The 18385-nt window shown below is 44.3% G+C and carries 18 protein-coding genes and 1 riboswitch; of the genes, 8 read left to right on the top strand and 10 right to left on the bottom strand.

What is annotated here, in order from left to right:
• Positions 1-130: 130 nt before the first annotated feature.
• A riboswitch (SAM riboswitch) is annotated at positions 131-236 on the bottom strand.
• A gap of 82 nt (positions 237-318) precedes the next feature.
• Positions 319-705, bottom strand: coding sequence for a thiol-disulfide oxidoreductase DCC family protein (locus tag ABVF09_RS12600; RefSeq protein WP_371069350.1), 387 nt, complete (start codon positions 703-705; stop codon positions 319-321).
• 249 nt (positions 706-954) lie between these two features.
• On the opposite strand from ABVF09_RS12600, the gene pckA reads away from it, so the two are divergent.
• The 4 genes from pckA to ABVF09_RS12620 all read left to right on the top strand — a co-directional run bounded on the left by pckA (position 955) and on the right by ABVF09_RS12620 (position 5429).
• On the top strand, positions 955-2532 hold the full coding sequence (gene pckA, locus ABVF09_RS12605) for a phosphoenolpyruvate carboxykinase (ATP) (RefSeq protein WP_035426654.1): 1578 nt from the start codon (positions 955-957) through the stop codon (positions 2530-2532).
• 319 nt (positions 2533-2851) lie between these two features.
• A complete protein-coding gene (locus ABVF09_RS12610; protein WP_371069351.1) occupies positions 2852-3844 on the top strand; it encodes an ABC transporter substrate-binding protein in 993 nt (330 codons plus the stop codon).
• 12 nt (positions 3845-3856) lie between these two features.
• Positions 3857-4636 carry an ABC transporter ATP-binding protein gene (locus tag ABVF09_RS12615; RefSeq protein WP_153465239.1) on the top strand — a complete coding sequence of 260 codons (780 nt, stop codon included), beginning with the start codon at positions 3857-3859 and terminating at the stop codon, positions 4634-4636.
• Positions 4614-5429, top strand: a complete 816-nt coding sequence (locus ABVF09_RS12620) for an ABC transporter permease (protein WP_035426653.1) — start codon at positions 4614-4616, stop codon at positions 5427-5429. The genes ABVF09_RS12615 and ABVF09_RS12620 overlap by 23 nt, the downstream gene beginning before the upstream one ends.
• 319 nt (positions 5430-5748) lie before the next feature.
• Here ABVF09_RS12620 and ytkD read toward each other — a convergent pair whose 3' ends face one another.
• Together ytkD and ABVF09_RS12630 are read right to left on the bottom strand one after the other, a co-directional pair.
• Positions 5749-6225 carry an RNA deprotection pyrophosphohydrolase gene (gene ytkD / locus ABVF09_RS12625; protein ID WP_026569629.1) on the bottom strand — a complete coding sequence of 159 codons (477 nt, stop codon included), beginning with the start codon at positions 6223-6225 and terminating at the stop codon, positions 5749-5751.
• Positions 6226-6257: 32 nt separating this feature from the next.
• Positions 6258-6824, bottom strand: coding sequence for a hypothetical protein (locus tag ABVF09_RS12630; RefSeq protein WP_026569628.1), 567 nt, complete (start codon positions 6822-6824; stop codon positions 6258-6260).
• A 516-nt stretch (positions 6825-7340) separates the two neighbouring features.
• On the opposite strand from ABVF09_RS12630, the gene ABVF09_RS12635 reads away from it, so the two are divergent.
• The gene (locus ABVF09_RS12635) at positions 7341-8132 is read left to right on the top strand and encodes a DUF6612 family protein (RefSeq protein WP_371069352.1); all 792 of its coding nucleotides are present in this window, start codon (positions 7341-7343) and stop codon (positions 8130-8132) included.
• Positions 8133-8278: 146 nt separating this feature from the next.
• Here ABVF09_RS12635 and ABVF09_RS12640 read toward each other — a convergent pair whose 3' ends face one another.
• Positions 8279-8587, bottom strand: a complete 309-nt coding sequence (locus ABVF09_RS12640; RefSeq protein WP_371069353.1) for a hydrolase — start codon at positions 8585-8587, stop codon at positions 8279-8281.
• Between the two features lie 110 nt (positions 8588-8697).
• Between ABVF09_RS12640 and ABVF09_RS12645 the strand changes: the two genes are divergently transcribed.
• Positions 8698-8925, top strand: a complete 228-nt coding sequence (locus ABVF09_RS12645) for a DUF6154 family protein (RefSeq protein ID WP_026569626.1) — start codon at positions 8698-8700, stop codon at positions 8923-8925.
• Between the two features lie 35 nt (positions 8926-8960).
• Here the strand turns inward: ABVF09_RS12645 and ABVF09_RS12650 are convergent, their stop codons facing one another.
• Both ABVF09_RS12650 and ABVF09_RS12655 read right to left on the bottom strand, forming a co-directional pair.
• Positions 8961-9806: an ABC transporter ATP-binding protein gene (locus tag ABVF09_RS12650; protein WP_026569625.1), complete on the bottom strand. Its 846-nt coding sequence runs from the start codon at positions 9804-9806 to the stop codon at positions 8961-8963.
• A 330-nt stretch (positions 9807-10136) separates the two neighbouring features.
• Positions 10137-11501: a TrkH family potassium uptake protein gene (locus ABVF09_RS12655; protein WP_026569624.1), complete on the bottom strand. Its 1365-nt coding sequence runs from the start codon at positions 11499-11501 to the stop codon at positions 10137-10139.
• Between the two features lie 299 nt (positions 11502-11800).
• On the opposite strand from ABVF09_RS12655, the gene ABVF09_RS12660 reads away from it, so the two are divergent.
• Entirely contained in the window at positions 11801-13057 is a 1257-nt protein-coding gene (locus ABVF09_RS12660) for a DNA polymerase IV (protein WP_371069354.1), read from the top strand.
• A 15-nt stretch (positions 13058-13072) separates the two neighbouring features.
• Here ABVF09_RS12660 and ABVF09_RS12665 read toward each other — a convergent pair whose 3' ends face one another.
• Together ABVF09_RS12665 and ABVF09_RS12670 are read right to left on the bottom strand one after the other, a co-directional pair.
• On the bottom strand, positions 13073-13615 hold the full coding sequence (locus ABVF09_RS12665) for a GNAT family N-acetyltransferase (protein ID WP_026569622.1): 543 nt from the start codon (positions 13613-13615) through the stop codon (positions 13073-13075).
• Between the two features lie 15 nt (positions 13616-13630).
• The gene (locus tag ABVF09_RS12670; RefSeq protein WP_371069355.1) at positions 13631-15118 is read right to left on the bottom strand and encodes an o-succinylbenzoate--CoA ligase; all 1488 of its coding nucleotides are present in this window, start codon (positions 15116-15118) and stop codon (positions 13631-13633) included.
• A 270-nt stretch (positions 15119-15388) separates the two neighbouring features.
• On the opposite strand from ABVF09_RS12670, the gene ABVF09_RS12675 reads away from it, so the two are divergent.
• A complete protein-coding gene (locus tag ABVF09_RS12675; RefSeq protein ID WP_371069356.1) occupies positions 15389-16459 on the top strand; it encodes a DUF4317 family protein in 1071 nt (356 codons plus the stop codon).
• Positions 16460-16533: 74 nt separating this feature from the next.
• Here the strand turns inward: ABVF09_RS12675 and ABVF09_RS12680 are convergent, their stop codons facing one another.
• Positions 16534-17184, bottom strand: a complete 651-nt coding sequence (locus ABVF09_RS12680) for an SDR family oxidoreductase (RefSeq protein ID WP_371069357.1) — start codon at positions 17182-17184, stop codon at positions 16534-16536.
• Between the two features lie 319 nt (positions 17185-17503).
• Positions 17504-18322, bottom strand: coding sequence for a 1,4-dihydroxy-2-naphthoyl-CoA synthase (gene menB, locus ABVF09_RS12685; RefSeq protein WP_371069358.1), 819 nt, complete (start codon positions 18320-18322; stop codon positions 17504-17506).
• Positions 18323-18385 lie beyond the last annotated feature (63 nt).

The raw sequence follows: 18385 nt of genomic DNA on the forward strand, positions 1-18385 counted from the left end.
AATTTCCATTTCCGTTTCAACTGTTTTTTGTCCTCTATACGAATAAAATCATATGCGCACGGTAAATTACCTTTTACCAAACAAAAAACCTTTCCTTAATAGGGAGAAGGAAAGGAAAATGGCCTTTCTCATCTTATCGTCCAAGGTAAAACCTTGCATCAGGTTGGCACCTTTTCATCTTCGTGATGGTTGCCGGGTTTCTTCGGGCCTGTCCCTCCGCCGTCTCTGGATAAGAGAGTATCCGTTCGCACTTTATCGTAACGAAACAAGCCGGCGATGTCAATAAATTACCACCTTTTTGGTTGGAATTAAACACTCCTATTGCGGGAGTTTGCACACGCCGTTTGTGCATTTGTTTTTGAAAATGCGATAACGGTTTCTGGCTATCAACCGGTATACTGGATCTCCTACCACTTCGGCCTTTGGCAAGTACATCAAGACTCCGAGAGGGGCAGTCAAAGGGCAGCGCGCAAGCATAAACCGGACTGCATGGTAACCTGTGCTTATTTTCCCGTCCGGCTTCACGATATGGATTTCACCCATCATCGCCTCCCGTTGTTTGTCCGAAATGGTTTGCCTTTTTTCATATTCCTGCAGCGATAACCAGCGAAAAGCACCAAACCAGTCCAGCATTTCAATTGCTTGTTTTGTTTGACGGCACAAATAACAATCTCCATCATAAAGTACAATTGATTTATGTTCCATATTATCCCGCCTTTTTTAAAAGATAAATAAAAATCTCAGAGAATGTCTAAGCCCGTACTTCTTTTTCCCACAGCCGCTTGATGCGCTTTTCTTGTCTTTTTAATCCTTTACCCTTTATTTTAACGAAAATAAAACGATAGCGGAAATCTAAACGATCATCTTTCAATTTGTCATTAAGTATGTTATATATTAACCATTATGTTATACTACTCGTTATCAAGCCATCAATTCATACAAAGGAGTGAGCATGTGAACCACACAAATGAAAGCGCTTCTAAATTATCCGATTCCCTGCAGAACTGCAGACTCAATCTTTCAACAGAAGAACTGGTCGAAATCATCGAGGAACGCGGCGAAGGCAGCATAACTGCCGATGGGGCAGTCAGCGTCACTACCGGAAAATATACCGGGCGCTCTCCGAAAGACAAGTTCATTGTAAACGAAGGGGAAGCTTCTGAACAAGTCGATTGGGGTTCTGTCAACAAGCCGATGGATAAAGACAGCTTTAACGCCTTGTATGAACGCGTAATCGCATATCTTCACTCCCAGGATACAGTGTTCCGTTTCAGCGGATGGGCAGGAGCTGATACAGACTACCGGCTGCCGATTGAAGTCATCACCGAATTTGCCTGGCACAATTTATTTTCCCGACAGCTTTTTATCCGCGAAGAAAAAAGCAATGCCGATCATCATGATGCGTTCACTGTCATCTCCGCCCCCACGTTCAAAGCGGATCCGAAACGGGATAACACCAATTCAGAAGCTTTCATTATTATTTCTTTTGAAGAAAGAGTCATCCTGATAGGTGGAACCGAATATGCCGGGGAAATTAAAAAAGCTGTTTTCTCGGTTATGAATTACTTGTTGCCGCAACAGGGAGTGCTCCCTATGCACTGTTCTGCCAATACTGGAGAGACGGGAGATACTGCCTTGTTTTTCGGCTTGTCTGGTACTGGCAAAACAACCTTGTCAGCAAACCCTGACCGCCGCCTTATCGGAGATGACGAGCACGGGTGGTCAGCCAATGGCATTTTCAACATCGAAGGGGGATGTTATGCCAAGTGTGTCGGACTGAGCGAGGAGAAAGAACCTCAAATATACCATGCCATCAAACATGGTGCAGTTCTGGAGAACGTTTTCTGTCATAATGGAAGGCCCGATTATTCAAATACGGAAAGGACGGAAAACACACGGGCGGCTTATCCACTTACCCACATTGACAATAGTATTTTTCCGAGCCAGGGATCGCATCCCAAATCGATTATATTCCTGACTGCCGACGCGTTCGGTGTCCTTCCGCCGATCAGCAGATTGACAAAGGAACAGGCCATGTATCATTTTCTGAGCGGATACACCAGCAAGCTGGCTGGTACAGAGCGGGGGGTCACCGCGCCGGAAGCAACTTTTTCCGCTTGCTTCGGTGCACCTTTTCTACCGCTTGCTCCAGCGGTATACGCAGACATGCTCGGTGACAAAATAGACGAATATGATGCAGATGTATATCTGATCAACACCGGTTGGATAAAAGGACCGTTCGGCATCGGAGAAAGAATCCCGCTCGTTTATACAAGATCGATGGTCGACGCCGTCCTCGAACATAAACTTGATGGAATAAACACAGTACCGGATGACTTCTTCGGTCTCCATATACCGGAATCCATTCCCGGTGTTCCCAGTCAATTGCTGAAACCATGGGAAGCATGGGATTCCTATTCCTCTTATCAGGAAAAAGCAGCACAGCTTGCGGCTAAGTTCCATGATAATTTCCGGTCTTTTGCAAAGGTAAGTGAAGAAATCAAAAATGCCGGCCCTGTGTACTCCAGGTAGATGGACACAGTGCCTTCAGAACCGCCACTCCATTGTACTCGCCCAAATCCTGCAGAGAATCTTCTGATTTTCTGCAGGATTTTCATTTCTCCTTTTTTGAACTATCCCACAATCCTTCACAAATGAGATGCTTAGCTAAATAAAATAGCAAATATTTTTAATTAACCTGCAGGAAAATCGGCCGACTGTTCTTAACTTCCTCTACCAGTGGGCATTATGCCTGCTTATTTTTGATTCTATTCGCCTGGGCATTTCACACACTTTGGGCTTGCGCATACAATAACCCAACCGAACATATTTCAACGAAAGGTTGACCGATATGAAAAGAAAACAACTGTTTGGCTTATTTATACTTGTATGTGCGCTTGCATTAACAGCGTGCAGCTCGAATGGAGGAAAAACGTCGGTGAAAATCGCCGAGGTCACCCGCAGTATTTTTTATGCTCCTCAATATGTCGCATTGGAACAAGGCTATTTTGCAGATGAGGGACTGAAAGTCGAGCTGCAGACGACTTGGGGAGGAGACAAAACCATGACGGCGTTGTTATCCGATGATGCAGACGTAGCATTGGTCGGATCCGAAACATCGATTTACGTAGCTTCGCGCGGGGCCAACGATCCGGTTATCAACTTTGCCCAATTGACCCAGACTGATGGCACTTTCCTGGTAGCAAAGAAACCAGATGAAAATTTCACTTGGGAAAATTTAATCGGAAGTGACTTTCTCGGACAACGAAAAGGCGGTATGCCGCAAATGGTCGGTGAATATGTGTTGAAACAGCACGGAATCGACCCGCACGAAGATTTGAACCTGATTCAGAACATCGACTTTGCAAATATTCCTGGAGCATTCACCTCCGGGACCGGAGAATACGTCCAGTTATTCGAGCCGCAAGCAAGTAAGTTCGAAGCGGAAGGAAACGGTTATATTGTTGCTTCGTTCGGTGAAGAATCGGGCCATGTGCCATATACGGTGTTTATGGCAAAACAAAGTTTTCTCAATGACAATGAAGAAACGGCGCAAAAATTCACCAGAGCCATTTACAAAGCGCAAACCTATATCCAGGAACAGTCACCTGAAAAAATAGCTGAAATTGTAGCACCTTATTTTGAAGATGTAGATTTAGAGCTGCTCAGCTCCTCCATCCAACGCTATAAAAGCCAAGGATCCTTTGCAGAAGATCCCATTTTGGATGAAGAGGAATGGACCAATCTCAAAGGAATTATGGAGGAAGCAGGGGAACTCCCCGAAGATATCCCGTATGAAGAACTTGTAAACACTACCATTGCCGAAGATGTGATGACAGAATAGGAGGAGAAGACAATGGCTTTCCTGGCTCTCAATCACATTTCCCATCAGTATTTTACGGAAAAAAGCTATACAAAAGCATTGGATAATATCACCTTGACAGTGGAAGAAGGCTCGTTCATCTCCATTTTAGGTCCAAGTGGCTGTGGAAAGACAACATTGCTTTCCATCATTTCAGGCCTGATCCAGCCTACCCGGGGGGAAGTGACACTCGGTGATAAAAACGTAACAGATGCAGAAGCGGAGATTGGCTACATGCTTCAACAAGATTATTTGTTCCCTTGGAAAACGATTCTTGATAATGTCCTCATCGGCCCGAAAGTCCAGCAAAAATTAACGGGAGCCATACAAAAACAGGCAATGGATTTTTTGAAGGAGATCGGTCTGGGGACTGTTATTCATGCCTACCCCTCCGAACTTTCCGGAGGCATGCGGCAGCGTGCTGCACTGATTCGCACGCTTATTACTGATCCGAAACTGTTATTGCTGGATGAGCCGTTTTCTGCACTCGACTATCAAACAAAATTGAAGCTGGAGGACTTGGTTTCACGTCTATTGAAGGAATACCATAAGACCTCGGTACTTGTTACCCACGACATTGGCGAAGCCATCGCGATGAGTGATCAAATATACTTGATGAAAGCAAATCCCGGGGAAATAGCAGAGGTTTTTGAAGTACCGATCGAACTAAGAGATTTGCCTCCTTTTCAAGCAAGGAAGCATCTAAAATATCAATTATTGTTCGATCGTATATGGGAGGAGTTGAATTCCCTTGAAAACAAACAGCAAGTCTGACGATCAACTTTTTGAACTACACCAAAAACGCCGCAAGTCTTATCGTAAAAGCGTTATTTTTTGGCAGTGCATTATTTTTGTTGTATTCTTTGCCTGCTGGGAATTGGCGAGCAGACAGGAATGGATTGATCCGTTGATCTTCAGTTCCCCATCCCAAGTCGGTTTGCTGTTCACAGAAAATCTGCTGGATGGGTCTCTCTGGTTTCACCTTCGCGTTACGCTTATTGAGACGATTATCGGTTTCGCGGCCGGTACCTTGCTCGGGATCATTCTTGCTGCCATCTTATGGTGGTCCGAAAAACTATCCAGAATTTTAGATCCTTACTTAGTCGTACTAAATGCCATGCCGAAGGTTGCCTTAGGGCCGATTATCATTGTTGCCTTAGGACCGGGCTACTTTTCGATCATTGCAATGGGAGCGATCATCTGTGTCATCATTACAACCTTGGTTGTCTACTCTGCCTTCCGGGAAGTGGACGAAAACTATGTGAAAGTGTTGAAAAGCTTCGGAGCCAGCAAGAGACAATGCTTTACAGCAGCCATCCTTCCCGCCTCCTTCCCGTCTATGATTTCCACCCTGAAGGTGAATGTCGGACTTTCCTGGGTTGGAGTGATTGTAGGGGAATTCCTTGTTTCCGCCAAAGGCCTGGGCTACCTGATTGTCTATGGCTTTCAAGTCTTCGATTTCACCCTCGTTCTTTATAGCTTGCTGATCATTGCAATTCTGGCCGCGATCATGTATCAGCTTGTTGAAAAACTTGAAAAATGGCTGATCAAAAATGCCAGGCAATAATCTATCTACTCTGTTGAAAAGCCTGGAACAAAAGCACCCTGACCAAAAATCAAAGCCGAACGATATTCGTTCGGTTCTTTGATTAGGAAAGAGTAAACCGTTCAATAGTGGAACTCTCCACACATAGCGATGCGCGAATCAAACAACAGTATAAATAGGCAGTCAAGCTTTACAAAAAAGCCGAGCGAATTCACTCAGCATTTAGAGTTCGCTCGGTTTTTGCTTTGGCAGCCATGTTTTTGTACCCGCAACTTTTTTAAGTTGAAAGTGTTGAATGAAACTTCGACAACCGGAAGGTCATTTTAGGATCAGAACCTGGTCAACTAAACTGAGCTAACATATATACACGCTTCAAACTTAATGGAAGCACTTGATCCTTCATCATGAAACTATAATCCGGATTTATTTTCATATGCTTCGGAAATTCATCAAGCCATACCGGCCCTTCGGTTTCATAGTAGGTGGGTTGTTCTATTACTTGTTCGATTGTAGCAAAGTAAACATTTTTTATAATGGTTCCGCCTTTTCCAGCTACATGGTATTGACCGATATAGACCAGATCTTTGACGATACCTCCGGTTTCCTCGTGGACTTCCCGGACAGCCGCCTGTTCGGCTGTTTCACCTGGTTCCACTTTGCCCCCGGGAAATTCGATTCCCCGCTCTTTATGCCTTGTCAACAACCAACGGTTTTCTGACCGGCAAATCACCCAAACATGCTTTGGAGTTTTTGAAAAAGGATGATCATCGAAAGAAAGCTTTACTTCGTTATTGTAGTAATCTGTGAATGTGTTCATTATTGGTTCAACTGCCTTTTAGAACTTGAATATCAAGAATGTTTCGTATCGGTGATCTTCCAGCTGTCGTCATAAGTTAATTCAAGCTCTAGCGTATAGCTCCCGTGCAAATCAGTCTGGTTGTCCTGAATGACTTTCACTGTTCCATCTCCTGATTCTATCATCTCATATTCAGACTCACTTTGAAACCATGGCGGCGTTTCAGCCGGCAAAAGATATAACCCGTCCCCTTTTTCTTCATAATAATAATCGATATATTTTTTTGCTGCACTTGGCGTGGCTACCTTGGTAAATGCGTCCGTTATTTCATCGATCGAGTGATAATTCGTCACCCGGTAATTGTCATCTGTTTCCTGCACAAGCAAATCAATAAACGTCTCCGTAACGGAAACCAACTCCTCATGCGTCGGGGTACTTTCTTTTGTTGGTTCATCTTCGCCGGGGCTTTCATGTGCCGGACTTGTCTTTGCCTGGCTTGCGTGCTCTATGTTATTCGATGCGAGGATATCTGCTTTATCACCCTGCCCGGACAAAATCAGTAGTGGTATAATCAAAATAAGTACAAATGTCGCCAGGATTGTTGCTGCTGTTTTTCTCATGTAGCCTCCCCCTTTAGATTCATCATGCTCGATAGTTTTTTATACCTTTATTCCCATTTTTTTAAACCATTATTAAAATTGAATTACCGGTGAAACCTTTTCTTTCTTCTTAACGTATGGTTAATGAAACGATTTAATTACCTGTTGCTCCTGTTTTATGGGTGCAATGGGACAGTATTTTAAGGCTCTTATCCAGAGATCGTTGGTGGACCAAGAGAGAAACTGTGCAGTAACCGCTGTCGTCCTGATGATAGTTTGGCGCACAACTTCAGCGGCAGCGGACGAGGTCTGGGGTCTACTTGAACACGTCCTTTGCCCCATTTGGTCGAAGAAACCCGCGGAGTTTAACTCCTGGAGATGCAGACCCCAAGGGCCTGACCGTCCCCCGGAAAGGGAGTGTTTTCCGCAGCAATGAACAATGCAGAGACCCAATGAGCTTCTTTTAAGAGGGGATTTTTCCCTTTTGACGATACACCAACAATCGATGCGAAAAAGCCAAAAAAAGGAGAGATATTTTTGAAAAAATTCATTTTACCAGTGTGTAGTTTGGCTTTCCTGATACTTTTCACGGTTGCCTGCAGCGCGGAGGAAAAGGCCGAACTCGAAGATATTTATCAGGAGACGCTCGCGGCTTCCGAGGAATTGAAAAATTTTGAGATGGAAGCAGATGTGGATCAGGAAATCGCTGGCGGTGGAATGGAAATGCCGTCAATTTCGACCACCATTAACGCTGAAATCCAGCTAGAACCTCTTGCCCTTCACCAAACAATGGATGTAATGGGCCAGGAAGTGGAAATGTACTATACAGAAGAAGGGATGTTTTTCAAAGACCCGCAACAAGGACAATGGATGAAAGGTCCGAAAGAATTGGCTGATCAACTGAATACAGCAGCGGTCCAGCAGCAACAGAATCCTTCTGATCAATTAAAACAACTTGAAGCCTATGCAGATGACTTCAACATGGAGGAAAAAGATAACCGTTACATCTTATCATTGAGCGCATCCGGAGAAGGTTTCGATCAGCTGCTGAAAGAGCAGATGAACAACCTGCCGGAAGGAGAGGTCACAGAGGAACTACTCGACACCCTGAAAATCAACAAACTTGATTACACCATTGCCGTGAACAAAGATACGTATTACCCAGAATCGATGACGGTGGACATGGACATCGATATAGAAGAAAACGGAGAAACAACCAACATCTCTCAAAAAATGGAATCCACCTACCGTAACTTCAATGAATTGGATAGCATCGAAGTTCCTCAGGAAGTAACCGATACCGCGATCGAAATGGAAAATCCCATATAAGCTCAATGGACCTTGCCCGCACTGGGGCAAGGTCTTACTTTAAAGATAAGAAAGTCAACGTTTGAATTGCCGCAATTCTTCCAGGAGGAACATTTGACTGCAGTTAATCTCCGGGTGCCTGCTCAGATACTTTCCGGTCCAGAAGACTATTCAGGAAGAATGTGCATGCTATCGATGTGACTTTTTGTTTTTTCATCGCCTAACTCGTAAAGCTTTTGAAAAGCCGATACAATTCCTGTGTCATAACGATCATTGGCAGAATCCTTATGATAAGGTATTGGTAAATGGGTGCGAAAAAAGGCAGTAATATCGGAATTGTACATTTCGTTGAAAATTTCTCTTAACTGGAAAACCTCTTCATCGCTTGCGAGAATCGAGAAATCATTGTTATTCCCCGACTCCACCTGTGAAATTTCCAAAGTACCTATGTTGACAAAGTATCTTTTCTTTTCCATCTTTCACCCTCCTACCCTTTAATTTTCGCTATTTGCAGGAATTTATGAACAACTTTTTTATGTTTCTGCATATGGTAAGTTACAAACAAGCTTAGAAAGGAAAGGGTAACATGAAATTCGCAGACAACCTTTTTGAATTATATTTGCGACACTTTGAAGAAAAGGAATTTTTAGAAGTATTTATTCACTCTGTTTTAGAACAAATGGATCATGAGGATTTACTGGAAGTTTTTGAAGGTTGTCCCAAAGATGAACTGGATGAAATATTAGGCGGCTATCTAAACAATAAGCTGGAAACAAAGATTGTTTCAGCCCCTGATGAGACAAATTTGTCATAAAAAAACCCACTGACAAGATCAGTGAGTCAATCATTTTATGCAAGTGATTCTGCTTTACGGGCCTGGCGTGCTTCTTCCACAGCACTTTTTATCAAACAGCGGCCTCTACCATGCGGAATACACATAGGCGTTCCGAACATCGGATCATATGTCACATCACATTTCATGTTGAACACATCATGCACCATGTTGCAGCTGATGATTTCTTCAGGTCTTCCCTGTGCATATACCTGTTTATCTTTGATGGCGACGATATGATGTGCGTAACGGCAAGCCAAGTTCAAATCATGCAATACCATTACGACGGTGCGTCCATCCCGCTCATTCAATTCAAATAATAAATCGAGAATTTCGATTTGATGGGTCATATCCAAATAAGTAGTCGGTTCATCCAATAATATGGTATCTGTTTTTTGTGCAAGCGTCATCGCAATCCATGCTCTTTGCCTTTGACCGCCGGATAAAGAATCGACAGGCCGATCCTGAAGTTCTTTCATGTTGGTCGCCTGCAACGCTTCCTCAACAGCCTGGTCGTCATCCTTTGACCATTTTTTAAACATGCCTTTGTATGGATGTCTCCCCTGCTTTACCAGGTCCAGGACCGATAATCCCTCCGGACTTACAGGGCTTTGCGGCAAAATCGCCAGCTTTTGGGCGACTTCCTTTGTCGGCATCTTGGCAATTTCCTCGCCATGGAGAATCACACCGCCTTGTTTTGGCTTCAACAACCTTGCCATCGAGCGCAACAGTGTCGATTTTCCGCAGCCATTTCCACCAATGAAGACTGTAATTTCCCCTTTAGGAATAGTTATATTTAAATCATCAATGATTATGTCCTCTCCGTATCCGAGGGTCAAATCCTTTGCTGTCAATGTTTCCATTTCGCGATCTCTCCCTTACGAGCGATGGCTTAAAAGCTATTTCAACGAAAATGCCGTTCCCTAATCGTTTTTACTCTATTACCAGTTTATTTGCTTTAGAGCTCGGCGTCAATGATTTTGATAATTGTTCTCATTTATTTTTTGTGCCCGGTTTTCGTAAAGGGACATAAACGGAGCTTTTTATTTCCTTTACTCCGCTCAAATGTTTGGATTCTCTTCATATGAAAGGTTACGCACATCCCTGACCTCACCAAAGACCAAACCGCTATGCGGCTCGGCCCAGGTAATGTCCTTTTCTGCCCTTCCTCCAACGAAATGTCGACGATGCACTTAACCGATGATGACCCGTTCTTTTGGATAATGATAAATATCTTTTGTAACACGACCTCTCAGCAAGAACAGGAAGGAGAATATCCCGATCCTCCCGATAAACATAAGGAAAATGATGATGATTTTCCCCGCCGTCGATAAATCGGGAGTTATCCCCATCGACAACCCGGTTGTTCCAAACGCTGAACACACTTCGAACGCAATGGATATTAGCGGGAATGGCTCCAAATATGTCAATGCGATAATGGATCCTAAACAAAGCATCGCCGCTGTCGTAATGACAATGAAAGACCGCATTACATCTTCCTGATCAAGTTCTCTTCCGAACACTTTTATGCTGGTGTTGCCCTTGGCATAATTGTATATGGCCAACAGCATAATCGCGAAGGTGGTGGTTCTTATTCCACCGCCGACACTGCTTGGAGAAGCGCCAATGAACATCAGAACACAAATCACTACCAGAGTCGGTGAAGTGAAATCGGCCACATCCATGGTAGCCAGTCCTCCATTTCTCGTGGTGACTGATTGAAAAAGACTATAGAAAATTTTTTCATGCCAAATCTTATCAGCCAAAAAAGCATTTCGTTCCAGTACGAATATCAATAGCCAACCAGCCAAAATCAATGAAAAAAATGTCAATGTCGTCAACTTTGAAAACAAGGAAAACGTATATTTCTGGTTAATCTCCGATTGATGACCTCTCATCAGTTCCTGCACTTCAATCAATACAGGAAAACCGATTGCCCCCAAAATCAGCAAGATAATATTGACAAACTGAACAAAATAGTCATCCGCAAAGGGAATCAGGGATGCTCCGGTTATGTCGAATCCTGCATTGGTCGTGGCACTCACCGAGGCAAAAAAACCTTGCAGCAATGCTTCCTGCCATGTATCAAAATAGGATAGAAAATAAGTGCTTAATATAATGGTACCAATGACTTCAATCGTCACAATGATCTTCAGAATCTTGAGCATTAATTTCACCAGTCCGGATAAAGTGGTCCGGTTTTGATCAATCTGGATCAGCTGTCTGCCCCGAAGACCGATTTTTTTCCCCAGCAAAATCCATATGAACGTCCCCAGGGTCATAATCCCGATACCGCCGAACTGAAGTACCACCGTCAATGCAATTTTTCCTGCAGCATTAAATGTATCTGCTGTGGAAACAACTGTAAGGCCAGTCACACTGACGGCACTTACTGCTGTAAACACCAAATCAATGAAGGATATGCTGAAACCACCCTGATGAAAAAGCGGGATGCCCAACAAAAGAGTCGATATAAGGACGGTCATCAAATAAAACAAAACAATCAAACGGATTGTCGATAGGTGACTTGCTTTAAATAATCGCGAAAAAATGTTCATCTTGATTCTCCTTGCCTTTCAATTGCAGCAATGTAAGTTTACCAAAAAATACAGTTTGTTTATATAGTTTTTTTCCGGTTATCTGCCCCTGCTTCTTTTAGCGTGTCATCGAGGGGGATGGACAGAGATTTACAGGCCTTCGTCTTTCGTCTTTTCCGCATTGTTCGCACTTCGGCTGCCTTCTATACAAAAACAAGCAGGCCCGGGCCTGTCTGGAATAAATTAACGCTGTTTAAATCCTTGTAGCTGGGTTATATTATAATCAAAACGAACATACGTTCTTCGATAGGAGGGATTACATGCTGCCGACAAACCTGAAGCTTCCTAGAAATAATGTTCTTTGTATCGATATGCGTTCTTTTTATGCCAGCGTAGAATGCATGAAAAACAATTTGGACCCCATGCAGGATATGCTCGCAGTCGTAGGCGATAAAAAGCGGTCAGGGAGTATCATTCTGGCAGCATCCCCTCGATTGAAGAAAAAACACGGAATAAAAAATGTGAGCCGCTTTTTCGAACTTCCGGATGATCCGGACATCCATATCGTAGAAGCGAAAATGGGCGATTATTTACAAGTGTCCATGGAAATAACCAAGCTCGTCAACCAATACGTCCCGAAAGAAGCAATCCATCAGTACTCCGTGGATGAACTGTGGGTGACGGTGAACGGTCTGGAGAAGCTATACGGGGACTCCTGGCAAGTCGCCCGGATGATCAAAGCAGAATTGCTGGAAACAATGGGGTTGACCTGTTCGATCGGGATTGGGGATAACAAATTTTTGGCGAAAGTTGTCATGGACTTGTACGCCAAAGAGACAGGGATTGCCGAGTGCCGGTACGAAGATGTAGAAAAAATGCTTTGGCCGGTACCGATTGAACAGATTTGGGGAATCGGGAAACGGATGATGCGTAATTTAAATCGAATGGGAATTGTCACATTGGGTCAGCTGGCGGACTTTCCCGTGGAGCGGCTTAAGAAGCGATTTGGCATTATGGGAGAACAACTGTATTGGCACGCGTGGGGCATCGATTCAAGCCCAGTCATCGGCGATTTTCAAAAACAGGAGCAAAAAGGATTCGGACATGGAATTACATTGCTGCGGGATTATCGTGGTGATGAAGTTTTCGCCTGTATTCTTGATTTGTGCGAAGAAGTGTGCCGAAGAGCAAGGACCGCCGGCCAGACTGGCAGAACGGTCCATCTCGGTATCGGTTATTCCCGGGAAAACGGCGGAGGATTCAGCAGGTCCCGTTCAGTGGCACTTCCGACAAACATCACCATGGAAATATACAAAGTGTGCATGCAGTTGTTCCGTGAATTTTATGACGGTGTCAGCAAAATCCGCCGCGTGTTCGTCACCTTGGACAACTTAGCAAATGATGAGGAAACCCAGCTGGATTTGTTCATGGACAAAACCAAACAAAAAGATCTTGGTTATGTCATGGATCAAATCCGGCAAAAGCACGGGGCCGCTTCCCTGCTTCGGGCCACCAGCTTTACGGATCTGGGTGTCACCCTTAACCGCACCCATAAAATCGGCGGCCACAAAGCCTGAGGAAAACCGGCAGCATCATTGGAAGATGGGGTTGGCTTCCCATTCTTCCCGAAGCAGACCCATCCGGATCGAATCATAAAACTTCCCATTATAATAACGGCACTTCCTCAGCCTTGCCTCCATGGTCATGCCTAGCTTCTCCCCGACTTTTATCATTCGCTGGTTTCCGGACCAAGTAGTATAACCCACCCGGACCAGCGGCATGGTCTGAAACAAATGATTGATCCACAGACGCAGGGCTTCTGTTCCATATCCTCCACTCCAATACTGGGGCTGATAGATGACAATTCCCATTTCCAACCATAGCGAAGGCTTATGCTCCCAATAATAGCTGACCATACCGATCACCTTGTCATCCACTGTAACAACCCAGCGTTCATCCTGGTGGATCAACTGATCTTTTTTATCAAGATATTCATCCAGGGAGATTTGACGATGGGCAAAGTATGGGGCATCCCACTTTTTCCACTCAGGTGACTTTTCACTGTAAGCCAATTTCCACAGTGTTTCCAAATCTCTTTCCTCGATCTGACGAATCAAAATATTTTCCTGGCCCATTTCCCAGCTCCTCTCTTAGGATTCTCCATCCCCCGCCAGGTCAACAAGCTTGTGCCTGACGAGCTTATTTGATGCATTGCGTGGCAATTCAGCAATAAAATAAACATGTTTCGGCACTTTGAATTTAGCCAGACGCTCCCTGCAGTACCGGAAAACTTGCTCTTTGGTTAAATCGGCATCGGATGGGACGATGAAGGCAACGGGCACCTGCCCCCATTGATCGTCCTCCCTGCCGATGACGCCTGCCTCTTTTACTCCATCCAGCCCGGCAAGAACACTCTCGATTTCAGCTGGGTAAATGTTTTCACCGCCGGAAATGATCAAATCCTTCCGTCTGTCCATTACATAAAGAAAACCGTCTTCATCCAATTTTCCCAGGTCCCCGGTGGCCAGCCAGCCATCCTGAAATGCTTTGCTGGTGGCTGAGTCATTTTGATAATAACCTTTTGTCACCATCGGGCCTTTGACTACTATTTCTCCGACCGTTCCATCAGGAGCGGGCTTTCCATCCAGCATGATTTTCAATTGTGCAGGAACCAGGGGTTTTCCTGCCGACCCCAGCTTGGATAAGGCATAGTCTGGGCTAAGCGTGACAATTTGCGAAGAAGTTTCCGTCATGCCGTACGTTTGAAAAACTGGTATTTCTTGTATTTTCGCCCTCTTCAACAACGGCTCCGGAGCCGGTCCGCCGCCTAAAAGCATACACCGGAAGGAATCGGGATAACGCCCTCCATCCAATTTGTCGATCAGCCGTTCAAGCATCACTGTTACCACGGAAACAATGGTGACATTTCCTGAAATGATCGCCTGATGGGCCAGGTCGATATCAAATTTTTTCATTAAATAAATCGGCATGCCATAGACGACACTTTTCACTAACAGCGATAGACCCCCAACGTGAAACAGTGGAAGGGAAGCCAGCCATTTATCATTTCTGCTCAACCCTAGATTGAGAGCGGAAGATACCGCACTCCACCAATGATTACCATAGGTATGTTCCACCCCTTTTGGAAAACCGGTAGTTCCAGATGTATAAATGATCGTAAACAGCTCATCCAGTCCCAACTCTTCCCGCAAATCGACAGTTGCTTCTGTTTGTTCATCAATCTCCTGAAAACTGCTGAAATTTGGACAATCGGTTTGGTAGACAGTAGAAAGGGCCAGCTCGGTGTGGTCCTCGTCATATAGCAGAAACGAAACTTCTGCATCATTTAATTGATAAGCGAGTTCTCTAGCAGAAAGACGGACATTCAGTAAAACGGCGACAGCCCCCAGATATGACAAAGCATGAATGGCGGCCGCCATATCTGAAGAGTTCGCAGCCAATAAAGCAACGTGGTTTCCTTTCCGCACACCAGAGGCAGCTATTTTCCTTGCCAGGGACCTGCTTTTATCCCGCAGCTGCAGAAACGTCAGCTCCTCTCCATCCGATGTTTCAATTGCTGTTTTATCTGGTGATAAATCTGCTTGTTTATTGAGCCAATGAGGAATAGTTTCTGTCATGATGTTCGAATCCTTTCTTTAAAAACCTGATAACTAGTATGTCACAATTTTATCGAACAACGGAAAAAAATAAAAGCTTGGCCATCCAAAAGCGGATGGCCTTCTATCCAAATTAAGTAACAATTTCATCACGTCATCTTTAACACCTTATGTTAAAATAAAAAAATACTAAATCGGTGGAGAGTGAATGAAGCGGTACACCAACTATTTGCTCTCCACTTTCTCATGCTGTTCGATATAGCAATCACATAAATAAAGGTGGGTTTATCAATGAACAAAAAAGATGTCGCTGCTATCCGCAAGCAATTTAAAGTAGACAATGATTTACTAAAAATATCTGACATATTCAATGTTTATATTATGAAGGAATCAAGTGAAATTTATCATCATCAAAGCCAGCCTTTTGAAATGCTGGAACAAGATCAGCAGGAATTATTCATGAACAATTTTAAAAAACTGCTTACTGGACAATTGGATGAAAAACTATTCGAACTGAAATTCGAAAGGGACATAGAAAACAGCAGTCAGCTTGTTTTACATCAAGGGTTGCTGAGCAGCGATGTAGAAGACTGGAAACAGCGGATGCTGCATATCGTTGAGAAAATGCTGCAAAACAAACAATACGAGATGGATATCGTAGTCACCTTTATCAAGGCAGAGTATCTGAAACCGATGAAACGCCAGAGTGAGGAGTCGGAGGAAAGTGAACGGGATACCGTTTTTTCCAATCCGTTTATTCTTTGCAGCATCAACAAAACACAAGATCCAAAGAAGGAGCTGCTTTTTGATTATGTCGAGAAGGAATTCAAATACAATGTCGTCGTCGATCCGATCATCAACTTGAACGCCCCGATGGCAGGGTTCTTGTTCCCTTGTATCACGGATAATGCCGCAGACGTCAACCATATCCTCTATTCAGCCGGCAAAGTGAATGAGCCAGACCCAAGCTTCGTAGAAGAAGTGTTGAATGCACAAGAAACAATCACCGCCAAAGAGGATAAGACCGTTTTCGAGGAAATTGTAAAGGATGTAACGGGAGATCAATTGAATACATCCACACTCGCCAATGTTTATGAGGAAATCAACCGCGTAATGGAAGACAATGAAGAAGAAGAAACACCAAAGTTAGACTATCGGGATGTTGAACGGGTATTAAAAATGAGCGGAGTCGAGGACGTAAATACAGAAAAGGTCGAAGCTGCGTTTCAACATGTTATTGATGACGAAAAATACGAGCTGAAAGCGAAGTATGCTACCGAAGCGGGGGTTAACACGCTTTTACATAGGCTATGGTACTCCCAATTACAATTACTGCGTAGTTTATCATTTGCGCAAAAGTAAAATAGAGAGAAAAGGGCTGCGTTTGCAGCCCTTTTCTCGTGATTATAGAATTGAATCAGGTTGACAGCTGCGCTCTATAAGGCGCGGATTGCTTCGTTAATCGGCGTAGTTCCACCCACTACTTGAAATTCTTTGCCGATTGTCGAATCGTTCTCCAGACTGGCAGCGATGACGTTTGCAATGTCTTCCCGTGGAACTTCTCCTCTTTCCACTTCAGTTGCTGCCTTTACCTTCCCTGTTCCTTCCTCATTTGTCAATGCACCAGGATGAATGATTGTATAATCCAAGTCCGTCCGCTTTAGCCACTCATCTGCGTAATGTTTTGCAGCAACATAAGGCGCAAACGAGGAAGGAGCAGCCTGTATTGCTTCCCTTCTAGTATCAAACGAGCTAATCATTATAAAGCGTTTCACGCCAGCCGCTTTGGCAGCTTCAATTGTTTTGACAGCTCCGTCCAAGTCAACCATGATCGTTTTGTCTTTTCCCGTATGTGGGCCGGAACCTGCGGTGAAAACAACGGCGTCTGTTCCCTCGGCAGCTTTTGCGATAGTATCGATGTCCTGTTCCAAATCCACTACTGCTGTTTCAGCGTTCAGTTCTTCAAAAACCGCAGCCTGTTCCTGTTTCCGGATCATTGCCTTCGCTTCCAGATTGTCCTTATTCTGCATAATCGTGACAAGATGCTTGCCTATCTGTCCGTTTGCTCCAACAACTAAAACTTTCATTGCTTTCATCCTCTCTAAATAATGAGTAGACCCTTATCTTTATCCTAAAGTGAAAAGAAGGGAAATGTCCAGAATCAACTATATGCAAATGAAACTAACTCCCGATCAGTTTATCTGCTTTTCTGCTTCGATTTGCACTTCATAAATATCCGATAAGATTAAATCAACGGCTTTTGCCGCATAGCGGATTAACGTAAGGCCCGAGCTCAGCCGAACAGCATTTTGTACCAAGTGTGATCAAAAGCAAAAACCGAACGATTTCAATCATCGTCCGGTTTTTTGATGGTCGCTATGCTTTTGTCCCAGTTCTTGGTTCTTATCAAGGAAAACGAGGGAATTGCTTGAAGTCCGGTTTACGCTTTTCTTTGAAAGCGTCTCTTCCTTCCTTCGCCTCATCTGTGGTGTAATACAGCAATGTCGCATCGCCGCCCATTTGCTGTAAGCCAGCCAAACCATCTGTATCAGCGTTGAAAGAAGCTTTCAAGAAACGGAGGGCAGTCGGTGATTTTTCCAGCATTTCCTGGCACCACTGAACAGTTTCCTCTTCGAGCTTATCCAACGGCACTACCGAATTCACCAAGCCCATATCCTCGGCTTCTTTTGCGCTGTATTGACGGCACAAGTACCAGATTTCCCTTGCCTTTTTATGACCGACAATTCTCGCCAGAAGACCGGCGCCATAACCAGCATCGAAACTCCCGACTTTAGGTCCTGTCTGCCCGAACACCGCATTATCGGCAGCAATCGTCAAGTCACATACAATATGTAGAACATGGCCGCCTCCGATTGCATAACCGGAAACCATTGCTACTACCGGTTTTGGAATAACGCGAATCAATCGCTGTAAATCCAGCACATTCAGGCGGGGGATTTGATCCTCGCCGACGTAACCGCCATGACCGCGGACCTTCTGATCTCCTCCTGCACAGAACGCTTCATCACCTGCACCTGCAAGGACAATAACACCGATATTGGAGTTGTCACGCGCCCGGGTAAACGCGTCTATCAATTCATTCGTTGTTTCTGGACGAAATGCATTGCGTACCTCTGGACGGTTAATCGTGATTTTTGCGATTCCATTATAAGATTCGTAAAGAATATCTTCGTATTCCCGTTCTGTAACCCATTCAATTGCCATAGGGATACCCTCCATTCAAGATTGTTTTGGTTTCTTGTTCCCGGGAAGCTAAGGGGGCTATTC

The organism is Sediminibacillus sp. JSM 1682029, from assembly GCF_041366435.1.
Classification (GTDB): domain Bacteria; phylum Bacillota; class Bacilli; order Bacillales; family Amphibacillaceae; genus Sediminibacillus; species Sediminibacillus terrae.

Excerpts from the sequence above, each read along its gene's own strand:
- ABVF09_RS12600 (WP_371069350.1), bottom strand. The coding sequence starts at position 705 with ATGGAACATAAATCAATTGTACTTTATGATGGAGATTGTTATTTGTGC.
- ABVF09_RS12610 (WP_371069351.1), top strand. The coding sequence starts at position 2,852 with ATGAAAAGAAAACAACTGTTTGGCTTATTTATACTTGTATGTGCGCTT.
- ABVF09_RS12615 (WP_153465239.1), top strand. The coding sequence starts at position 3,857 with ATGGCTTTCCTGGCTCTCAATCACATTTCCCATCAGTATTTTACGGAA.
- ytkD (WP_026569629.1), bottom strand. The coding sequence starts at position 6,225 with ATGAACACATTCACAGATTACTACAATAACGAAGTAAAGCTTTCTTTC.
- ABVF09_RS12630 (WP_026569628.1), bottom strand. The coding sequence starts at position 6,824 with ATGAGAAAAACAGCAGCAACAATCCTGGCGACATTTGTACTTATTTTG.
- ABVF09_RS12640 (WP_371069353.1), bottom strand. The coding sequence starts at position 8,587 with ATGGAAAAGAAAAGATACTTTGTCAACATAGGTACTTTGGAAATTTCA.
- ABVF09_RS12645 (WP_026569626.1), top strand. The coding sequence starts at position 8,698 with ATGAAATTCGCAGACAACCTTTTTGAATTATATTTGCGACACTTTGAA.
- ABVF09_RS12650 (WP_026569625.1), bottom strand. The coding sequence starts at position 9,806 with ATGGAAACATTGACAGCAAAGGATTTGACCCTCGGATACGGAGAGGAC.
- ABVF09_RS12655 (WP_026569624.1), bottom strand. The coding sequence starts at position 11,501 with ATGAACATTTTTTCGCGATTATTTAAAGCAAGTCACCTATCGACAATC.
- ABVF09_RS12660 (WP_371069354.1), top strand. The coding sequence starts at position 11,801 with ATGCTGCCGACAAACCTGAAGCTTCCTAGAAATAATGTTCTTTGTATC.
- ABVF09_RS12665 (WP_026569622.1), bottom strand. The coding sequence starts at position 13,615 with ATGGGCCAGGAAAATATTTTGATTCGTCAGATCGAGGAAAGAGATTTG.
- ABVF09_RS12670 (WP_371069355.1), bottom strand. The coding sequence starts at position 15,118 with ATGACAGAAACTATTCCTCATTGGCTCAATAAACAAGCAGATTTATCA.
- ABVF09_RS12675 (WP_371069356.1), top strand. The coding sequence starts at position 15,389 with ATGAACAAAAAAGATGTCGCTGCTATCCGCAAGCAATTTAAAGTAGAC.
- ABVF09_RS12680 (WP_371069357.1), bottom strand. The coding sequence starts at position 17,184 with ATGAAAGTTTTAGTTGTTGGAGCAAACGGACAGATAGGCAAGCATCTT.
- menB (WP_371069358.1), bottom strand. The coding sequence starts at position 18,322 with ATGGCAATTGAATGGGTTACAGAACGGGAATACGAAGATATTCTTTAC.